Below are 14,556 nucleotides of genomic sequence, written 5' to 3' on the forward strand. Positions count from 1 at the left end.
AACCCGTGCGCGACACGGGTTTTTTTTCGATCCATTAGAATTCCCTCATGAATCTCGATACTTTCCCCATCGCCGCCATCGCCACCGCTCCCGGCCGCGGCGGCATCGGCGTCGTCCGCGCATCCGGCAAGAACCTCGGCGGGCTGGCGCAGGCGCTGTTCAACGGCGCGGCCCTCAAGCCGCGCCACGCCACCTACCTGCCATTCACGCAGGCTGACGGCACCCTGATCGACCAGGGCATCGCGATCTGGTTCAAGGGCCCGCATTCGTACACGGGCGAGGACGTGCTGGAGCTGCAGGGCCACGGCGGCCCCGTGGTGCTGCAGATGCTGCTGCAGCGCGTGCTGGAAGCAGGCCACGATTTCGGCGTGCGCCTGGCCGAGCCGGGAGAATTCACGCGCCGCGCCTACATGAACGACAAGCTCGACCTGGCCCAGGCCGAGGCGGTGGCCGACCTGATCGACGCTTCCACCGAAGCGGCCGCGAAATCGGCCTCGCAATCGCTGTCCGGCGCGTTTTCCCAGGCGATCCACGCACTGGTCGGGCGCGTGACGCACCTGCGCATGCTGGTCGAGGCCACGCTGGATTTTCCGGAAGAAGAGATCGATTTCCTGGAAAAATCCGATGCGCGCGGCCAGCTGCGCGGCATCGTCGAAGCGCTGGACACGGTATTCCGCCAGGCTTCCCAAGGCGCGCTGCTGCGCGAGGGGCTGAACGTGGTGCTGGTGGGGCAGCCCAATGTGGGCAAGTCCTCGCTGCTGAACGCGCTGGCGGGGGCCGATGTGGCCATTGTTACCCCGATCGCGGGCACCACGCGCGACAAGGTCAGCGAAACGATCCAGATCGAAGGCATTCCGCTCAACATCATCGACACGGCCGGCATCCGCAGCCAGGACGAGGCGGTGGACCTCGTCGAGCGCATCGGCATCGAGCGCACCTGGGGCGAAGTGGGCAAGGCGGACGTGATCCTGCACATGCTCGACGCGAACCATGGCCCCACCCGCGCCGATGAATCGATCCTGGCCGGCTTCCCGGCGGGCGTGCCGGTGCTGCGCATCTGGAACAAGATCGACCTTTCCGGCCACAAGCCTTCGATCGACGCCAGCGACGATGCCACCCACATCTACCTGTCCGCCCACGATCATACCGGCATCGACCTGCTGCGAAAGGAGCTGCTGCGCATCGCCGGCTGGCAGCAGACCGGCGAATCGCTATACCTGGCCCGCGAGCGGCACCTGATCGCGCTGAAATCGGCCGCGCGCCACATGGACCTGGCCGGCCAGCATGCCGCGCAAAGCGACCAGTCGCTCGACCTGTTCGCCGAGGAGCTGCGGCTGGCGCAGGTGCAGCTGGCCACGATCACCGGGGCGTTCTCGTCGGACGACCTGCTGGGAGTGATCTTCAGCCGCTTCTGTATCGGCAAGTAAAACCGCGCGAAACATGGGAACGTACCGCATCGTTTGCGGACGCATCCCATGTTCGGGGTCACCGTAGCGAGGCAGCTGCAGCCGGCTCCCGGCCGGCACCCCGTTTCATCGAGTCGTCCAGGACGGGCAAGGCTGCCGGGCAGCTCGCAGAATCGCGTTGCGACCGTCGGCATGGCGTCGGCCATGCCCTGGCGTCGGACGATGAACTATCGCCACCGTCATTTCCATTAAAAAATTTTCTCTGACTATTCACATCGTAGCAACCACCGGATCATTGGCCCCATTGCGTGCGGTGGCGCACGAATCGGCCGCTGTTGACCTGATTTAATGCTGCTATGATTGATTTGAGCAACACAGTCTGTAGCGGCGAGCGGCAAGCTTTAGGGTGTTGATATTGGTCACGTTCGCATACTTCCACTGACGTAATCTTGCTAGCAGTTGATGTGTCTGGAGAGGGGAAGATCATGGAAGCGACCCAGGAACAGGCGGTGCCCGATGGTGTGGCGACGTTGATGCCGGTGATGGAAGCACCGCCGCGGCCACGGCACACATTGCCGCCGAAGGGATCGTGCTGGTATTGCGAGAAACCGCTCGACAGCGTCAAGCGGTTTTGCGGCAGGGACTGTGCGGCATCGTTCGACGAGGAATCCGAATATACCCGCTGATGTACGCGAGCGTTACCGGCGCCGCCGCATCCCTTCAGCGCGACGTCGTCAAGCGGGCGCGCTGCAGCGCCGTGAGCGCAGGTTCGAAGTCGTAATCCCGCGCCGCCGCCATGATGGCCTGCCAGGCGGCGGCACCCAGTGCTTTTTCGAGCACCGTCGCGTATTTTTCCAGCATGTCGATCGCCGTGGCGTTGCCTTCGTCGAGCAGCGTGCATACCTGGTCGAGCAATTCGGGAATGTTTCGTATCGCCGCCGGCATCGCGGCTGCGGCCGTTGAGGAGACGCCGGTATTTTCCGGCACCGGCACGGGCATGGCGGCATCGATGCGGGCCTGCACGCGCTGCAGGGCGCCTTCGAGATCGTCCAGCAACGCCTGCACCGGGTCGCCGCGCGACAGCGCCGTTTCCACCTCGGAGGCAATGGCCGCCACTTCGCCGGCGCCCAGCAGGCCGGCCGCGCCTTTCAGCGTGTGAATGGCAAGGTATGCGCCCGCCTCGTCGCCAGCGGCCAACTGCGCCGCCACCGTGCGCGGCGCCTGGAATTGCGCACTGAAGCGCTTCAATGCCTTGAAATAGATGCCGCTGTTGCCCATCAACCGCGCGATACCGCCATCGACATCGAGCACGGCTGGTTCGGTTGCCGCCCCGTCCGTCATTATTGCGTGGTGAATGACCAGTTGCGGGTGACGGCAACGCTGTCCACGGTACCGCGGAAAGAAACCTCGTAAGTGGTGCCGGCACTGAGCCGGGCGAGCGGCACGATGGCGGCCGCGGCTTCCGGCGTGTGCGAGTCCACCGCGGTTGCCAGCAGCCGCACGGGCAGCTCCGAACCGCCGCGCGGCTTGATCGTGAAGCTGGTCACGGTGAGCGTGGAGGAGATGTTCGCATGCACGCTGACCGGATAGCCCACCTCGTTCTGGTTCGGTACCGGGTCCGGCGATTCGCTGTCGCTCATGAAGTTGGCAGGCACCGCGGCCTGGCCATCGACCGGATACACCGCCACGCTGCCGCGTGCCAGGCCGGTTGCGTAACCGTTGCTGGCGGCAAAATTGGTGGTGAAGTAGGTGTAATTGGTGGCGCTGGACGCCCCCACGCCCATTTCGCGGAACACCGGTTCGAATACGAGAAAGCGGTGGTAGATCGCCGCGATGAGCTCTTCGGCATGGAAGAAGCCCGAGCGGTCGTTGGCGGCGGAGATCACTTCGCCATATGCCGATGGATTGACGATCCGGTAGCCGGCAGCGGTCAGGCGGTCGCCCGTCGTGACGCCGGTAAAGCCGGAATTGCCGCGCACCTGGTCGTGCGATACGGTATTGTTGAGCCGCAGGTAGTTCGAATGGCCCACGGCGGCGGTATCGATCAGCGTGTTGCGCGTCAGTGTCCCCAGGCCGACCTGGCTGCGGCGGTAATTGAACCATGCAAAACCATCGGCCGCCGTGTCGCCGGTGGCGATGGGGGCACCCGATTGCCCCGCAGGCGCAGCGGGTGTGGCAACGGGAGTGGCGGCCGTGGAAGGGGTGTCGTCACCACCGCCACCGCCGCAAGCGGCGAGCATCGCCGCCAGCAGCATGGCCGGCAACCCTGATTTCCATCGCAAATTACGCCCGTCCTTCAAATGCATGATCAGCTCCTGCTTTTTTCAAGGCCAACCCGGCCATTGCGCGATTCTATGCCAAATCGGCCGCTGCCGGGATACGGTTACCATTGTTACCATTGCACCAATCGGAACAGCGGACACGGGGCCGGCGTTACAATAAGGTTCATTCATTACGGGCCTGTCCATTGAAGAACACGCGCACAGGGCGCATGCAGCGCGCCAAATTCGCTTTGCCCAGCTTCGTCACGTTGCTGTCGATCGCCTGCGGTTTCGGCAGCATTGTGATTTCCGTGGACAATGCGCACGCCGGTTTTCCCGCCGATTACCGGCTCGCCGCGGCACTGCTGGTGTTGGCCGGCATCTTCGATGCGCTCGATGGCTTCGTGGCGCGTGCCACCGGCACCAGTTCAGAGTTCGGCGTGCAGCTCGATTCGATCGCGGACGTGATGAATTTCGGCGTCGGTCCCGCGATACTGCTGTATTGCTATGCGTTCGTGCAGATGGGGCCTGCCGATCCCGTCCTGCTGCGGGCCGGCGGACTGGCGGCCTTCTTCTTCGTGGCCTGCGGCGCGTTGCGGCTGGCCCGCTTCAACGTGAGCGTGGGGCGCACCGATCCGAAATATTTTGTCGGCATGCCGATCACCGCGGGCGCGGCGTGCGTGGCAGCGGTGGTGGTGGCATGGCCGTTTCCGCCGGAGACGAGCCTGCATGGCTGGCTGGTGGTGGTGCTGCTGTTCGCCGTGGGCAGCCTGATGGTTTCCACGATCCGCTTCCCCAGTTCGAAGCAGAAGAAGAGCGTGGCCGCACTGGTGCTGCTGCTGGTGAACGTGGGCCTGCTCGTCTGGCTGCGGTTCTATTACTTCGTGCTGTTCTTCGCGCTGTACATCGCCGCCACGCTGGCATTGAACCTGGCCTGGCGGAGCGGCTGGAAGGGCATTGCGCCGCCGCTCGTCTACGAGGAAGATTGACCGGGGCGATGAAACGGCAGTCGTCGGAGCGCGGCGGCCAGCTTGCCGCAACAGGCGACGGGGCACGGGGTGCCCCGTGCCATCAGGGTACTTCGTGCCCTTGCGCCGCGCGCAGGATCTCGAACCACTGGGTACGGCTCAGCGTGAAGTGCGTGGCGCGCACCGCTTCGGCAATCGCCTCGACGCGCCCGCTGCCCGTCAGCGGGATCGGCCTGGATGGCAATTGCATGATCCACGCGAACACCACGCTGCCGAACGATTGTTCCGTTTCACCGGCGATCCGGGCGATGGTGGCACGCAGCGGCCCGGTGGCGGCGTCGTCGCGGAACAGGCGGCCGCCGGCCAGCGGCGACCAGATCATCGGCGCCACGCGCCGATCCTGCAAGCCATCGAAGGTTTCATCGTACAGCGGCGCCGTATGCAGCGGCGAGAACTCCACCTGGTTCGTGGCGAGCGCAATGCGGCGGTGCAGGCTGTCGAACTGGTGGCGGGTGAAGTTCGATACGCCGAAATGCTTCACCTTGCCCGCCGCGCGCAGGTGTTCGAAGGTTTCGGCAATCTCGTCGAAATCCATCAGCGGATCGGGGCGATGGATCAGCAGCAGATCGAGGAAATCGGTGCGCAGCGCCCTGAGCGAGTTGTCGACCGACGCCGTGATATGGGCCGCCGACGTGTCGTACTGCTTGACCGTATGCTCGGAGCGCGCCGGCGACACCAGCTTGATGCCGCACTTGCTCACCAGCTGGATGCGTTCGCGCAGCGCCGGCCGCAAGGCGAGCGCTTCGCCGAACAGCGCCTCGACACCGTAATTGCCGTAGATGTCCGCATGGTCGAAGCTGGTGACGCCCAGTTCGATGCAGCCCTCGATCAACGCCAGGCGCTCCTGCGGCGACATCTTCCATTCCCCCATGCGCCACATGCCGGCAACGATGCGCGACAGCGCGAGACCATCTTCGGAAGTGCGGACGGCGGGGCAGGAAGAATGCTTCGTCATGGCGGGTAACTTTCTGATTGAGGGGAGCTCAAATTATAGAGCGCACAGGGAGCGCACGCGCACAAAAAAGCCCGCCGGCGGCGGGCTTTTTAATAGCTTGCTTCAGCAGCCTGCGCGGCTTATTTCAGCCACAGGCGCATCGAATCCCACGCGCGGCCGAAGATCGAAGCCTGTTCCACCGTTTCCAGCGCAACGACCGGCAGTTCGAGCAGCGGTTTGCCATCGACCATCATCTTCAGCTTGCCCACGTTGGCGCCTTCCGCCAGCGGAGCCACCAGCGGATCTTTCCGCTCCAGCACCGGCTTCATCTTGGCAGCGACACCCTTCGGCACGGTGACCATCACATCCTGGCGGAAGCCGATCTTCATGGTGCCCTTGGCGCCTTTCCAGATCTGCGGCGTGTCCACGGCCTGGCCCTTCGAATACAGCTTCACGGTGTCGAAGTTCTGGAAGCCCCAGTTCAGCAGCTTCTGGCTTTCGGCCGTGCGGGTAGCGTCGGAATTGGTGCCCATCACCACCGAGATCAGGCGGCGTTCCAGGTTGCCGTTCGGGCGCTTGGCCGAGGCCACCATGCAGTAGCCGGCCGATTCCGTGTGGCCGGTCTTCATGCCGTCCACGGTCGGGTCGAGCCACAGCAGGCGGTTGCGGTTCGGCTGCGTGATCTTGTTGTAGGTGAAGCTCTTGACCGAGTCGATCTTGTAATACTGGGGGAACTCCAAAATCACGTGCTTGGCCAGCACGGAAAGATCGCGCGCCGTGGTGTAGTTGTCCGGGCTGGGCAGGCCGTGCGGATTGGCGAAGCGCGTGTTGGTCATGCCCAGGCGTTGTGCCTCGCGGTTCATCAATGTGACGAAGGTGGCTTCGTCGCCGGCCACCGCTTCGGCCAGCGCCACGGCGGCATCGTTGCCCGACTGGACCATCAGGCCGTGCAGCAGGTCGTTGATCGACACGGGAACGGCCGGGTCGATGAACATCTTCGAGCTGGAAGAGTCCACTTTCCATGCGCGCACGGAGACGTTGACCTTCTGGTTGATATCGAGCTTCTTGTCGCGCAGCGCTTCGAAGGTAATGAACGCCGTCATGATCTTCGTCAGCGACGCCGGCTCGACACGCATGTTCGGGTCCTGCGCGGCGATCAGCTGGCCACTGGTGGCATCGAGCAGCAGCCAGGACTTGGCGGCAATCGTCGGGGCAGGGAGGGTTTGTGCTACGGCGGAGGAAAGTAACAGGACACTGGAAGCCAGTGCCGCGAGCAGTTTTTTCATGGATCTGGAATCTCTATGTGGAGCGCCTAAGAAAGCTTGAAGCGGGGACCATTTCATTCAACGAAAAAATGGCCCGGACATTATAGGCGCTCACGCGTCCTCGGTGTCGTCCCGTTGTTGCGCCCGGCCCAGCCACAATGCGGTCACCCAGCTCTTGATGTGATTGAGCTTGCGATGGAAGAAATGGTCCGCGCCGGGAATCACCAGCACCGGCACATCCTGGGGACGGGCCCAGTCGAACACCGCCTGCAGCGGGATCGTGTCGTCGTTCTCGCCATGGATCAGGATCGTGTTCGGCGCGATGTCGGCCATCTGCCACTTGCCGGCCGCAGCGCCCACCAGCACAAGGCCTTCGACCGGGGTGCCGGCGGCGGCAAGGCGCTGCGCCAGCTGCGACTGCACGTAGGTGCCGAACGAGAAGCCCGACAGCGCCACCGGCAGGTCGGGAAATTGCTCGACCATGTGGCGGTACAGCAGTTCCATGTCGTCCGTCTCGCCATGACCGCGGTCATGTTCGCCTTCGGACTGGCCCACGCCGCGGAAATTGATGCGCGCCACCGCATAGTCGAGCGCCACGAAGGCGCGCGCCAGCGTTTGCGCGACCTTGTTTTCCATCGTGCCGCCATACAGCGGGTGCGGGTGCGCCACCAGGGCGATGCCGCGCGGCTTCCTGCCGTCCAGCGGCAGGTCGATCAGGCCCTCCATCAGGCCGGCATTGCCCTGCATCGTGAAATGCTTGGTGTTCTTGTTCATCATTACTTGATCTTGAGCCTTTCCACCGGTTGGCCACCGACCAGGTGGCTGTCGATGATTTCATCGATGTCGGAGTTGTCCACGTAGGTGTACCACGTGCCTTCGGGATAAACGACGAGCACGGGGCCGTGTTCGCAGCGGTCCAGGCAGCCGGCCTGGTTGATCCGCACGCCGCCGGCGCCATTGATGTCCAGTTGCTTGCAGCGCTTCTTCGCGTGTTTCTGTGCCTGCTCGGCGCCGCGCGGGCCGCAGCTTTCGCGGCCGTCGTCCCGCGTGTTCATGCAGAAGAACACATGGTGTTTGAAGTAGGGAGTCTCGCTCATGCTTGCCTCGTTTTGCGTCAAGCCGTAATGATACCCGCGATCAGGGCTTATTGAGTTTATGGGATGGCAGCCACAGGAACCACAGCGCGCAGAAGGGCCACAGTAGCGACAGGAACTGCGCCGCGCCATTGAAATTCAGGAACTTCCCTTGCACCCATGCCTGCATGGTGGCGCTGAAATACGGGTTCACCGGCGTGCTGTTGACCACCACGATGCCCAGCAGGATGGTGGCGATCGCCAGCCGCCGCTGCGCCGCCAGCGGTGCGAATGCCAGGCCGGCGACCATGATGCCGCCGATCAGGAAGCCGCCTTGCGCACCGGGCGTGACCCAGGCATACGCATTGTCGGGCGTGAACAGCAGGGCCGAAGCCAGCGTCTTCGTCACCACGGCCGCTGCCAGCAGCGCCGCCGCCAGCAGCAGGCGCGGCGCTGGCCGGCGCATGAGGCACAGCAGTGTCAGCGCCGCGCCGACCATGCCGCAGGCGGTGATCATGGTTTCGGACAGCCAGTATTGTTCCACCGTCAGTTCCGGATCGGGGCGCACCCAGGCCAGCAGGTCGATGTCCATTTCCAGCAGGTCGCTGGCCCAGCCGGACAGCGTGGGCAGCACCTGCCCCTGGCCGAACAGGAACGAGGTGGGATAGATCTGCGCCAGCGGCCACAGCGCCACCAGTACCAGCCCCTGGCTGGCGTGCAGCGCGAACCAGCGCTGCCGCAGGCGGTACAGGTGGCTGGTATCGAGCAGCTTGCGCGCGGTGAGCACGCCGATCAGGCCGCCCAGCGCGCAGCCCGCCGCGTTGGTATAGAAGTCGAGGTTCGACGATACGCGGCTGGGCAGGTAGGTCTGCACCGCTTCCATCAGGCCCGACACGAAGGCGCCCAGGATGGCGGCGGCGATGAAGGCCAGGATGCCGCGCAGGGCGGGGTGCAGCGCATACGCGATCAGCATGCCGAACGGAACATAGCCGATCACGTTGATGATCGCATCGAACTTGGTCCAGTAGCGCGGCATCGCCGTATGCTCGAGGAAAATCGTCGGCGACAGCCCCTGGTTGTGCCAGCCGGTGAACGGGTACCAGCTGGCATAGATGATCAGCAGCAGGTAGGCGAGCAGGCTGGCACGGGCCACGGGCGAACCGCGCTGCGGCCTGGTCTCCGGCACCGGGCCAGGCGGCGCGGCAGGCGGCGGCGGGGCCGCCGCGGCGCCGGCGTGTTCGTCCCCGGTCATGTTCAGCGCGGCGGCTGCGTGGCCAGCCAGGCGAGAAGATCGGCCGCGATCGCATCCGACGTGGCGGCCAGCGCGCTGGCGCCGCCGGCCGCATCCGCGCTGGGCGCATCGGCCGAGCGGGTGAACGTGCGCTGGTCCACCAGCAGGTGGCCGCGGAACAGCGAAGCGCGCAACGAAATATTGGCGGTGCTTTGTGTGGCGCTGGCGAAGTTCTGCGAGAACTCGTCCATGTCCAGGCGCAATAGCGGTAGCCCGCCGGTGGCGTCGGTGGTGGACAGCACTTTCACGCCGCCCTGGGCGATGCGGGCCTTGAGCCGTTGCGACAGCAGCTGCAGCGGCGTGGCGGCCCAGCGGTTGTATGCATAGGGCAGCGCCTGCTGCGCATTGGCATACATCAGGCGGTAGAACATGCGGTCGGTGTCGAGCGTGGCGGGGCCGTTCACGTCCGCCACCACCAGCGCCGGAAAGCTGGCCGCGGCGGGCATTGCCGTCACCGGCGCGGCCACCGGGCCGAAATCGAAGCTGGTGGGCGCCGGGGCCTTGGTCGAGGCGCAGCCGGTCAGCAAGGCGGCACAGGCCACGGCGATCGTCGCGATCGTGGCGCCGGGCCGGGTGGGGGAGCGGAGCGGGGAGTGGGGCATGGTGTCGTTCATCGCGTGGTTTTCACTCCATTATTGCCTGGCCGGCGCAGCGAAGCCGGGTTCGCCCGGGCCGGGCGTGATATCGGGTGCGCCGAACAGGATGCTTTGCGGGCGGTCGTTCAGGGTGTTCATCGTGCGCCGCACGGCGCGCATCGACGAGCGGGTTTCGTCGGTCAGCGCCGTGATGCCCGGCAGCGTTTCCAGCTGCGCGCCGGTCGTCACCGCTTCCACGCCGTTGACGGCACGGTCGACGGAATCGCCGATGCGTGTCAGGGTGCCGTCCGGGCCATGCAGGCTTTGCGACAGCGCCGTCACGTCCCGCGCGAGCGTGTTGACCGAATCGATCGCCGTTTCCGCCTTCGTGGCCAGCGCCGGCAGCTTCTCGATGGTGGGCCCCAGCTGGTCCGGCAGCGCCTTGTAGCGGTTGACGGTTTCGCTCACGTCCGAGAATGCTGCCAGGATGGTCTTGCGGTTGTCGTCGCTCAGCAGGTCGTTCAGCTTTTCCGTCACCTTTTCCGCCTGCGACAGGATCGCGGTACCGCGCTTTTCCAGCTGGTCCAGCAGGCCGGGACGCAGCGGAATGCGGGCCGGATCGTCGGCATTCGTGGCCAGACGCGGCGAGCCCACCGATTCGTCGTCGAGCTGGATGTAGGCGATGCCGGTCACGCCCTGGTAGCCTAGCGTGGCATAGGTGGTTTTCGTGATCGGCGTGGCCGGATCGATCGCCAGGTGGACCAGGATCTGGCCTGCCCGCTGCGGATCGAAGTCGATGCCGTCGACCTTGCCCACCTCGAGGCCGCGGTAGCGCACGGCCGCCTGCGGGTTCAGGCCCGGCACGGCCAGCGTGGTGGCCAGCAGGTAGGGATCGTATTCCACGCGGTCGCGGTTGAACCAGATGCCGAACAGGACGGCGGCCACGAGCAGCGTCAGCGTGAAGATGCCGGTCATGAAGGCGTGCGATCGGTTTTCCATATGTGCTCCTTAATTGGTACAGGCCCGGTGCAGGCGCCTACTCAAGGGCTTCCAGGGCGCGCTTGCCGCGGTCGCCCAGGAAGAATTCCTTGATGAACGGGTGATCGAAGCGGATCACGTCGTGCGTCGGCCCCACCGCGATCACGTGTTTTTCAGCCAGCACCGCGATCCTCGTCGACAGTGCGAACAGCGTATCCAGGTCGTGCGTCACCATCACCACGGTCAGGCCCAGTTCGCGGTGCAGCGACTTGATCAGCGAAACAAAGCTTTCCGAGCGATCCGGGTCGAGGCCGGCAGTGGGCTCGTCCAGGAACAGCAGCTTCGGCTCCAGCGCCAGGGCACGGGCCAGGGCCACGCGCTTGACCATGCCGCCGGAAAGGTCGGAGGGCATCTTGTTCGCATGCTCCGGACCAAGGCCTACCATGTTCATCTTCAGCAGCACGGCGTCGCGCACCAGCGCGTCGGGCAGCACGCGCAATTCGCGCATCGGCTGGGCGACGTTCTCGAACACCGTGAGCGCCGAATACAGCGCGCCTTCCTGGAACAGCATGCCCCAGTGGTTGCGCAGCAGTTGCAGCTGGGCGGGCTTGGCTTGCGTGATGTCCTCGCCGAACACGCGCACGCAGCCTTGCGACGGGCGTTCGAGACCCAGCATCTGGCGCAGCAGCACGGTCTTGCCGGTGCCGGACCCGCCGACGATCGACATGATCTCGCCCGGCTCGATCGTCAGGTTCAGGTCGTTGTGAATGACGGTCTTGCCGAACTTCGTCTGCAAATGGGTGATCTCGACGACGGGCACGCTGCCGTCGAGCGTCAGTTCGCTCGGCTCTTCGGAGCAGCTGCGGCCGGCGTCGTCGATCTCGTCCATCAGAACCCCACCCCGTTGAAGACGATCGCGAACACGGCATCGGCCAGGATCACCACGGTGATCGCCGTGACGACGGACGTGGTGGTGCCGCGGCCGAGGCTCTCGGTATTGGGCTGGATGCGCAGGCCGAAGTGGCACGACACGAGCGCGATCAGCATGCCGAATACCGCGCCCTTGCCCAGGCCGATCATGTAGTTCGCCAGCGGCACGGCGTCCGGCAGCTTCTGGATGAAGTAGCGGGCCGAGAGATTCAGTTCCAGCTTGGCCGAGACCATGCCGCCGATCAGGGCCGCCGTGTCGGTCCAGATCACCAGCAGCGGCATCGAGATCGCGAGCGCTACCACTTTCGGCATCACCAGGCGGAAGCCGTGCGAGATGCCCATGACGAGCATCGCATCAAGTTCCTCGGTAACCCGCATCACGCCCAGCTGCGCCGTGATCGACGAGCCGGAGCGCCCCGCGACCAGGATCGCGGCCAGCAGCGGGCCCAGTTCGCGGATGATGCTCATGCCGAGCAGGTTGACCAGGTAGATATCGCCGCCGAAATTGCGCAGCTGCTGCGCGGACAGGTAAGACAGCACCACGCCGATCAGGAAGCCGACCAGCGCGGTGATGCCCAGGGCCTGGAAGCCGGCATGGAAGATGTTCGCGGAGATCTCCTTCCACGGCCCGCGTTGCGGCGCGGCGATGAAGCGCCACAGGTCCTGCACCACCTGCCCGATCAGCCGCACGAAGCCTTGCAGGTGCTCGGCGAAGTGCAGCACGCCGCCGCCCAGCGTGGCGATCCAGTTCATGCGGTGGGTGCGGTGGCGCGGCAGCTCGAGCTTGCCCGTGGCCTCCAGTCGCTTGAAGAATTCCTCCTGGCCGGGCGCGAGCTTCAAGGCGGCGGGCCGCTTGTAGTCCCAGGCCTGCCAGAACAGCTGCGCGCCGATGTGGTCCATGCTGTCGATCGCGGAGAGATCCCATTGCGCATCCGCGCTGGCTTTTGCCAGTTGCGCCGTGATGACCTTGATGGTCTTGCGGTGGGCCAGCGCGTGGACCTGCCATGTGCCATCGGCGGCCACCGTCGCTCCCGACGCGCCGCCGGGCTCAAAAGTTAGGGTTGGCTCTTGTGCAATGGGCATGTCGCCAGTGTAAGTGAGATTCGTTTCGTTCGCTACCGGGCCTGTCGGAAGAGTGTGTTCGAACGCACTTAGGCGGCCCTATGCCGCCAGGTGCCTGGCCTGGCGCTGCGGTGCCGCCATTCCTGGTACCGGTGCCGTCTTCTGTTTCACGCCATGGCCGTCGTTTGCCAGCAGGCCCGCCACGTCGGGCACGCCCCGCTGCTGCAGGTACTTGCCCACCAGGGAGGCCAGGCGGTCCAGTGCGATCCGGTGGGTGGCGTCCGTGTTCGCATACAGCCAATCGGAGAAAGCCATGAAATTCGCGAACGGTTGTGCGCCCAGCAGCACTGGCGTCATATGCGTGAAGCGGCCCGAATTGGCCACCAGGTCCCAGTAGCGGGCGAAGCGCACCAGGCGCTGCATGGTGGAGAAGTCGATATCCCTGTTCGCCAGGATCGTGTAAGGCGGGTACGGGTCGAATACCAGCCCGAACGCTTCCGTGTGACGGATGATCGGCGTGCCGCGCAGACGCTTCAGGATGCCGAACTGGATCTCGTGCGGGCCGAGGGCCCATAATTTGTCGAAGCCCTCGGCAAAGCTGTCGACTGTTTCGCCGGGCAGGCCGGCGATCAGGTCCACGTGCATGTGCACGTTCGAGTGCTCGCACAGCCAGCGGATGTTGGCTGCCGCCTTGTCGTTGTCCTGCTTGCGGGAGATATTGCCCTGTACCGCCGGATTGAAGCTCTGGATGCCGATCTCGAACTGCAGCGCACCAGGCGGGAATTTGGCGATGCCTTCCTTCAGGGCGTCCGGCAGGTGGTCGGGTACCAGTTCGAAGTGGGCGTATACCGGATCGTCCGGGGCGGCGGCCAGCTTGTCGAGAAAGAACTGCATGATCTTCAGGCTGGTCTTGATGTTCAGGTTGAACGTTCGGTCGACGAACTTGAAAACGCGCGCGCCGCGCGCGTGCAGTGCTTCCATCTCGGCCAGGAAAGTATCGATGTTGAACGGCCAGGCCGTCTTGTCGAGCGCTGAAAGGCAGAACTCGCACTTGAACGGGCAGCCGCGCGAGGCTTCCACGTACAGCGTGCGGTGGGCGATGTCGGCGTCGCTATACAAGGCATAGGGAAGGGCGATGTCGGCCATCGGCGGCTGCACGCCCGTATGGACTCTCATCAGCGGCTTCGGCCCCTGCAGGATATCGCGGCACAGCTTGGGAAAAGTGACATCGCCCCAGCCGGTGACCACGTAGTCCGCCAGCTGGACGATCGGCTGTTCGTTTGTTTCGTGCGAAACCTCCGGCCCGCCCAGCACGATCACGATATGCGGCGCCACGCGCTTGAGGGTGGCGACCAGCTTCGTGGTCTCCTCCACGTTCCATATATAGATACCGAAGCCGACGATCTTCGGATCGTGCGCAAGGATGCGCTCCACCATCTCGGTGGTCTTGGCGCCGATGACGAATTCCTGGATGGCGGTTTCATCGCGCAGGTCGCCCATGTTGGCAAGCAGGTAGCGCAGGCCCAGTGACGCATGGGTATAACGGGCGTTGAGGGTGCAAAGCAGGATCGTCATGGCAAGGCGGCAGTGAATCGCGAAACCACGCATTTTACTCTTGCGCGATAGTCGGCGTTTCGTTATAGTTCTGTCCCTCGCAGCGAACAACGACGCAGCGGGATGCTGAAGGCGCCCAGGCGCTGACAGCGAAGCGCCGCAGTGCGGTGCTGAACGAGGGGTTGACGAGCTGCACGAA

Annotated in this window: 15 protein-coding genes; 3 read left to right on the top strand and 12 right to left on the bottom strand. The window is 64.7% G+C overall.

Annotated elements, in window-relative coordinates:
- Positions 1-47: 47 nt before the first annotated feature.
- Both mnmE and GJV26_RS15045 read left to right on the top strand, forming a co-directional pair.
- Positions 48-1,427 (top strand): tRNA uridine-5-carboxymethylaminomethyl(34) synthesis GTPase MnmE, encoded by a 1,380-nt coding sequence (gene mnmE, locus GJV26_RS15040; protein ID WP_155709542.1) that lies wholly within the window; start codon positions 48-50, stop codon positions 1,425-1,427.
- A 464-nt stretch (positions 1,428-1,891) separates the two neighbouring features.
- A complete protein-coding gene (locus tag GJV26_RS15045; RefSeq protein ID WP_155709543.1) occupies positions 1,892-2,092 on the top strand; it encodes a hypothetical protein in 201 nt (66 codons plus the stop codon).
- Between the two features lie 34 nt (positions 2,093-2,126).
- Here GJV26_RS15045 and GJV26_RS15050 read toward each other — a convergent pair whose 3' ends face one another.
- A complete protein-coding gene (locus GJV26_RS15050) occupies positions 2,127-2,717 on the bottom strand; it encodes an Hpt domain-containing protein (protein ID WP_173346212.1) in 591 nt (196 codons plus the stop codon).
- 29 nt (positions 2,718-2,746) lie between these two features.
- Entirely contained in the window at positions 2,747-3,712 is a 966-nt protein-coding gene (locus GJV26_RS15055) for a CAP domain-containing protein (RefSeq protein WP_155709546.1), read from the bottom strand.
- A 185-nt stretch (positions 3,713-3,897) separates the two neighbouring features.
- Here GJV26_RS15055 and pssA point away from each other — a divergent pair, with 185 nt between their 5' ends.
- On the top strand, positions 3,898-4,656 hold the full coding sequence (gene pssA / locus GJV26_RS15060; RefSeq protein WP_155709548.1) for a CDP-diacylglycerol--serine O-phosphatidyltransferase: 759 nt from the start codon (positions 3,898-3,900) through the stop codon (positions 4,654-4,656).
- An 82-nt stretch (positions 4,657-4,738) separates the two neighbouring features.
- On the opposite strand, the gene GJV26_RS15065 is transcribed toward pssA, so the two are convergent.
- The 10 genes from GJV26_RS15065 to GJV26_RS15110 form a co-directional block, all read right to left on the bottom strand.
- On the bottom strand, positions 4,739-5,650 hold the full coding sequence (locus GJV26_RS15065) for an aldo/keto reductase (RefSeq protein WP_229419307.1): 912 nt from the start codon (positions 5,648-5,650) through the stop codon (positions 4,739-4,741).
- A gap of 119 nt (positions 5,651-5,769) precedes the next feature.
- Complete coding sequence (locus GJV26_RS15070; RefSeq protein WP_155709549.1) at positions 5,770-6,915, bottom strand: D-alanyl-D-alanine carboxypeptidase family protein; 1,146 nt, start codon at positions 6,913-6,915, stop codon at positions 5,770-5,772.
- A 90-nt stretch (positions 6,916-7,005) separates the two neighbouring features.
- Positions 7,006-7,668, bottom strand: a complete 663-nt coding sequence (locus GJV26_RS15075) for an alpha/beta hydrolase (RefSeq protein WP_155712498.1) — start codon at positions 7,666-7,668, stop codon at positions 7,006-7,008.
- Positions 7,669-7,670: 2 nt separating this feature from the next.
- Complete coding sequence (locus GJV26_RS15080) at positions 7,671-7,991, bottom strand: (2Fe-2S) ferredoxin domain-containing protein (protein ID WP_155709550.1); 321 nt, start codon at positions 7,989-7,991, stop codon at positions 7,671-7,673.
- A 40-nt stretch (positions 7,992-8,031) separates the two neighbouring features.
- On the bottom strand, positions 8,032-9,219 hold the full coding sequence (locus GJV26_RS15085; protein ID WP_155709551.1) for a VanZ family protein: 1,188 nt from the start codon (positions 9,217-9,219) through the stop codon (positions 8,032-8,034).
- Positions 9,220-9,221: 2 nt separating this feature from the next.
- Positions 9,222-9,872 carry an ABC-type transport auxiliary lipoprotein family protein gene (locus GJV26_RS15090; protein WP_229419308.1) on the bottom strand — a complete coding sequence of 217 codons (651 nt, stop codon included), beginning with the start codon at positions 9,870-9,872 and terminating at the stop codon, positions 9,222-9,224.
- A gap of 18 nt (positions 9,873-9,890) precedes the next feature.
- On the bottom strand, positions 9,891-10,832 hold the full coding sequence (locus GJV26_RS15095; protein WP_155709552.1) for an MlaD family protein: 942 nt from the start codon (positions 10,830-10,832) through the stop codon (positions 9,891-9,893).
- A 37-nt stretch (positions 10,833-10,869) separates the two neighbouring features.
- Positions 10,870-11,700, bottom strand: a complete 831-nt coding sequence (locus GJV26_RS15100; protein WP_155709553.1) for an ABC transporter ATP-binding protein — start codon at positions 11,698-11,700, stop codon at positions 10,870-10,872.
- Positions 11,700-12,824, bottom strand: a complete 1,125-nt coding sequence (locus GJV26_RS15105; protein WP_155709554.1) for an MlaE family ABC transporter permease — start codon at positions 12,822-12,824, stop codon at positions 11,700-11,702. The genes GJV26_RS15100 and GJV26_RS15105 overlap by 1 nt, the downstream gene beginning before the upstream one ends.
- 78 nt (positions 12,825-12,902) lie before the next feature.
- Positions 12,903-14,378 (bottom strand): B12-binding domain-containing radical SAM protein, encoded by a 1,476-nt coding sequence (locus tag GJV26_RS15110; protein ID WP_155709555.1) that lies wholly within the window; start codon positions 14,376-14,378, stop codon positions 12,903-12,905.
- Between the last annotated feature and the right edge of the window lie 178 nt (positions 14,379-14,556).

Source organism: Pseudoduganella dura, from assembly GCF_009727155.1.
In the GTDB taxonomy this organism is placed as follows: domain Bacteria; phylum Pseudomonadota; class Gammaproteobacteria; order Burkholderiales; family Burkholderiaceae_D; genus Rugamonas; species Rugamonas dura.

Excerpts from the sequence above, each read along its gene's own strand:
- GJV26_RS15080 (WP_155709550.1), bottom strand. The coding sequence starts at position 7,991 with ATGAGCGAGACTCCCTACTTCAAACACCATGTGTTCTTCTGCATGAAC.
- pssA (WP_155709548.1), top strand. The coding sequence starts at position 3,898 with ATGCAGCGCGCCAAATTCGCTTTGCCCAGCTTCGTCACGTTGCTGTCG.
- GJV26_RS15070 (WP_155709549.1), bottom strand. The coding sequence starts at position 6,915 with ATGAAAAAACTGCTCGCGGCACTGGCTTCCAGTGTCCTGTTACTTTCC.
- GJV26_RS15090 (WP_229419308.1), bottom strand. The coding sequence starts at position 9,872 with ATGAACGACACCATGCCCCACTCCCCGCTCCGCTCCCCCACCCGGCCC.
- GJV26_RS15055 (WP_155709546.1), bottom strand. The coding sequence starts at position 3,712 with ATGCATTTGAAGGACGGGCGTAATTTGCGATGGAAATCAGGGTTGCCG.
- mnmE (WP_155709542.1), top strand. The coding sequence starts at position 48 with ATGAATCTCGATACTTTCCCCATCGCCGCCATCGCCACCGCTCCCGGC.
- GJV26_RS15100 (WP_155709553.1), bottom strand. The coding sequence starts at position 11,700 with ATGGACGAGATCGACGACGCCGGCCGCAGCTGCTCCGAAGAGCCGAGC.
- GJV26_RS15110 (WP_155709555.1), bottom strand. The coding sequence starts at position 14,378 with ATGACGATCCTGCTTTGCACCCTCAACGCCCGTTATACCCATGCGTCA.
- GJV26_RS15085 (WP_155709551.1), bottom strand. The coding sequence starts at position 9,219 with ATGACCGGGGACGAACACGCCGGCGCCGCGGCGGCCCCGCCGCCGCCT.
- GJV26_RS15105 (WP_155709554.1), bottom strand. The coding sequence starts at position 12,824 with ATGCCCATTGCACAAGAGCCAACCCTAACTTTTGAGCCCGGCGGCGCG.
- GJV26_RS15075 (WP_155712498.1), bottom strand. The coding sequence starts at position 7,668 with ATGAACAAGAACACCAAGCATTTCACGATGCAGGGCAATGCCGGCCTG.
- GJV26_RS15095 (WP_155709552.1), bottom strand. The coding sequence starts at position 10,832 with ATGGAAAACCGATCGCACGCCTTCATGACCGGCATCTTCACGCTGACG.
- GJV26_RS15065 (WP_229419307.1), bottom strand. The coding sequence starts at position 5,650 with ATGACGAAGCATTCTTCCTGCCCCGCCGTCCGCACTTCCGAAGATGGT.
- GJV26_RS15045 (WP_155709543.1), top strand. The coding sequence starts at position 1,892 with ATGGAAGCGACCCAGGAACAGGCGGTGCCCGATGGTGTGGCGACGTTG.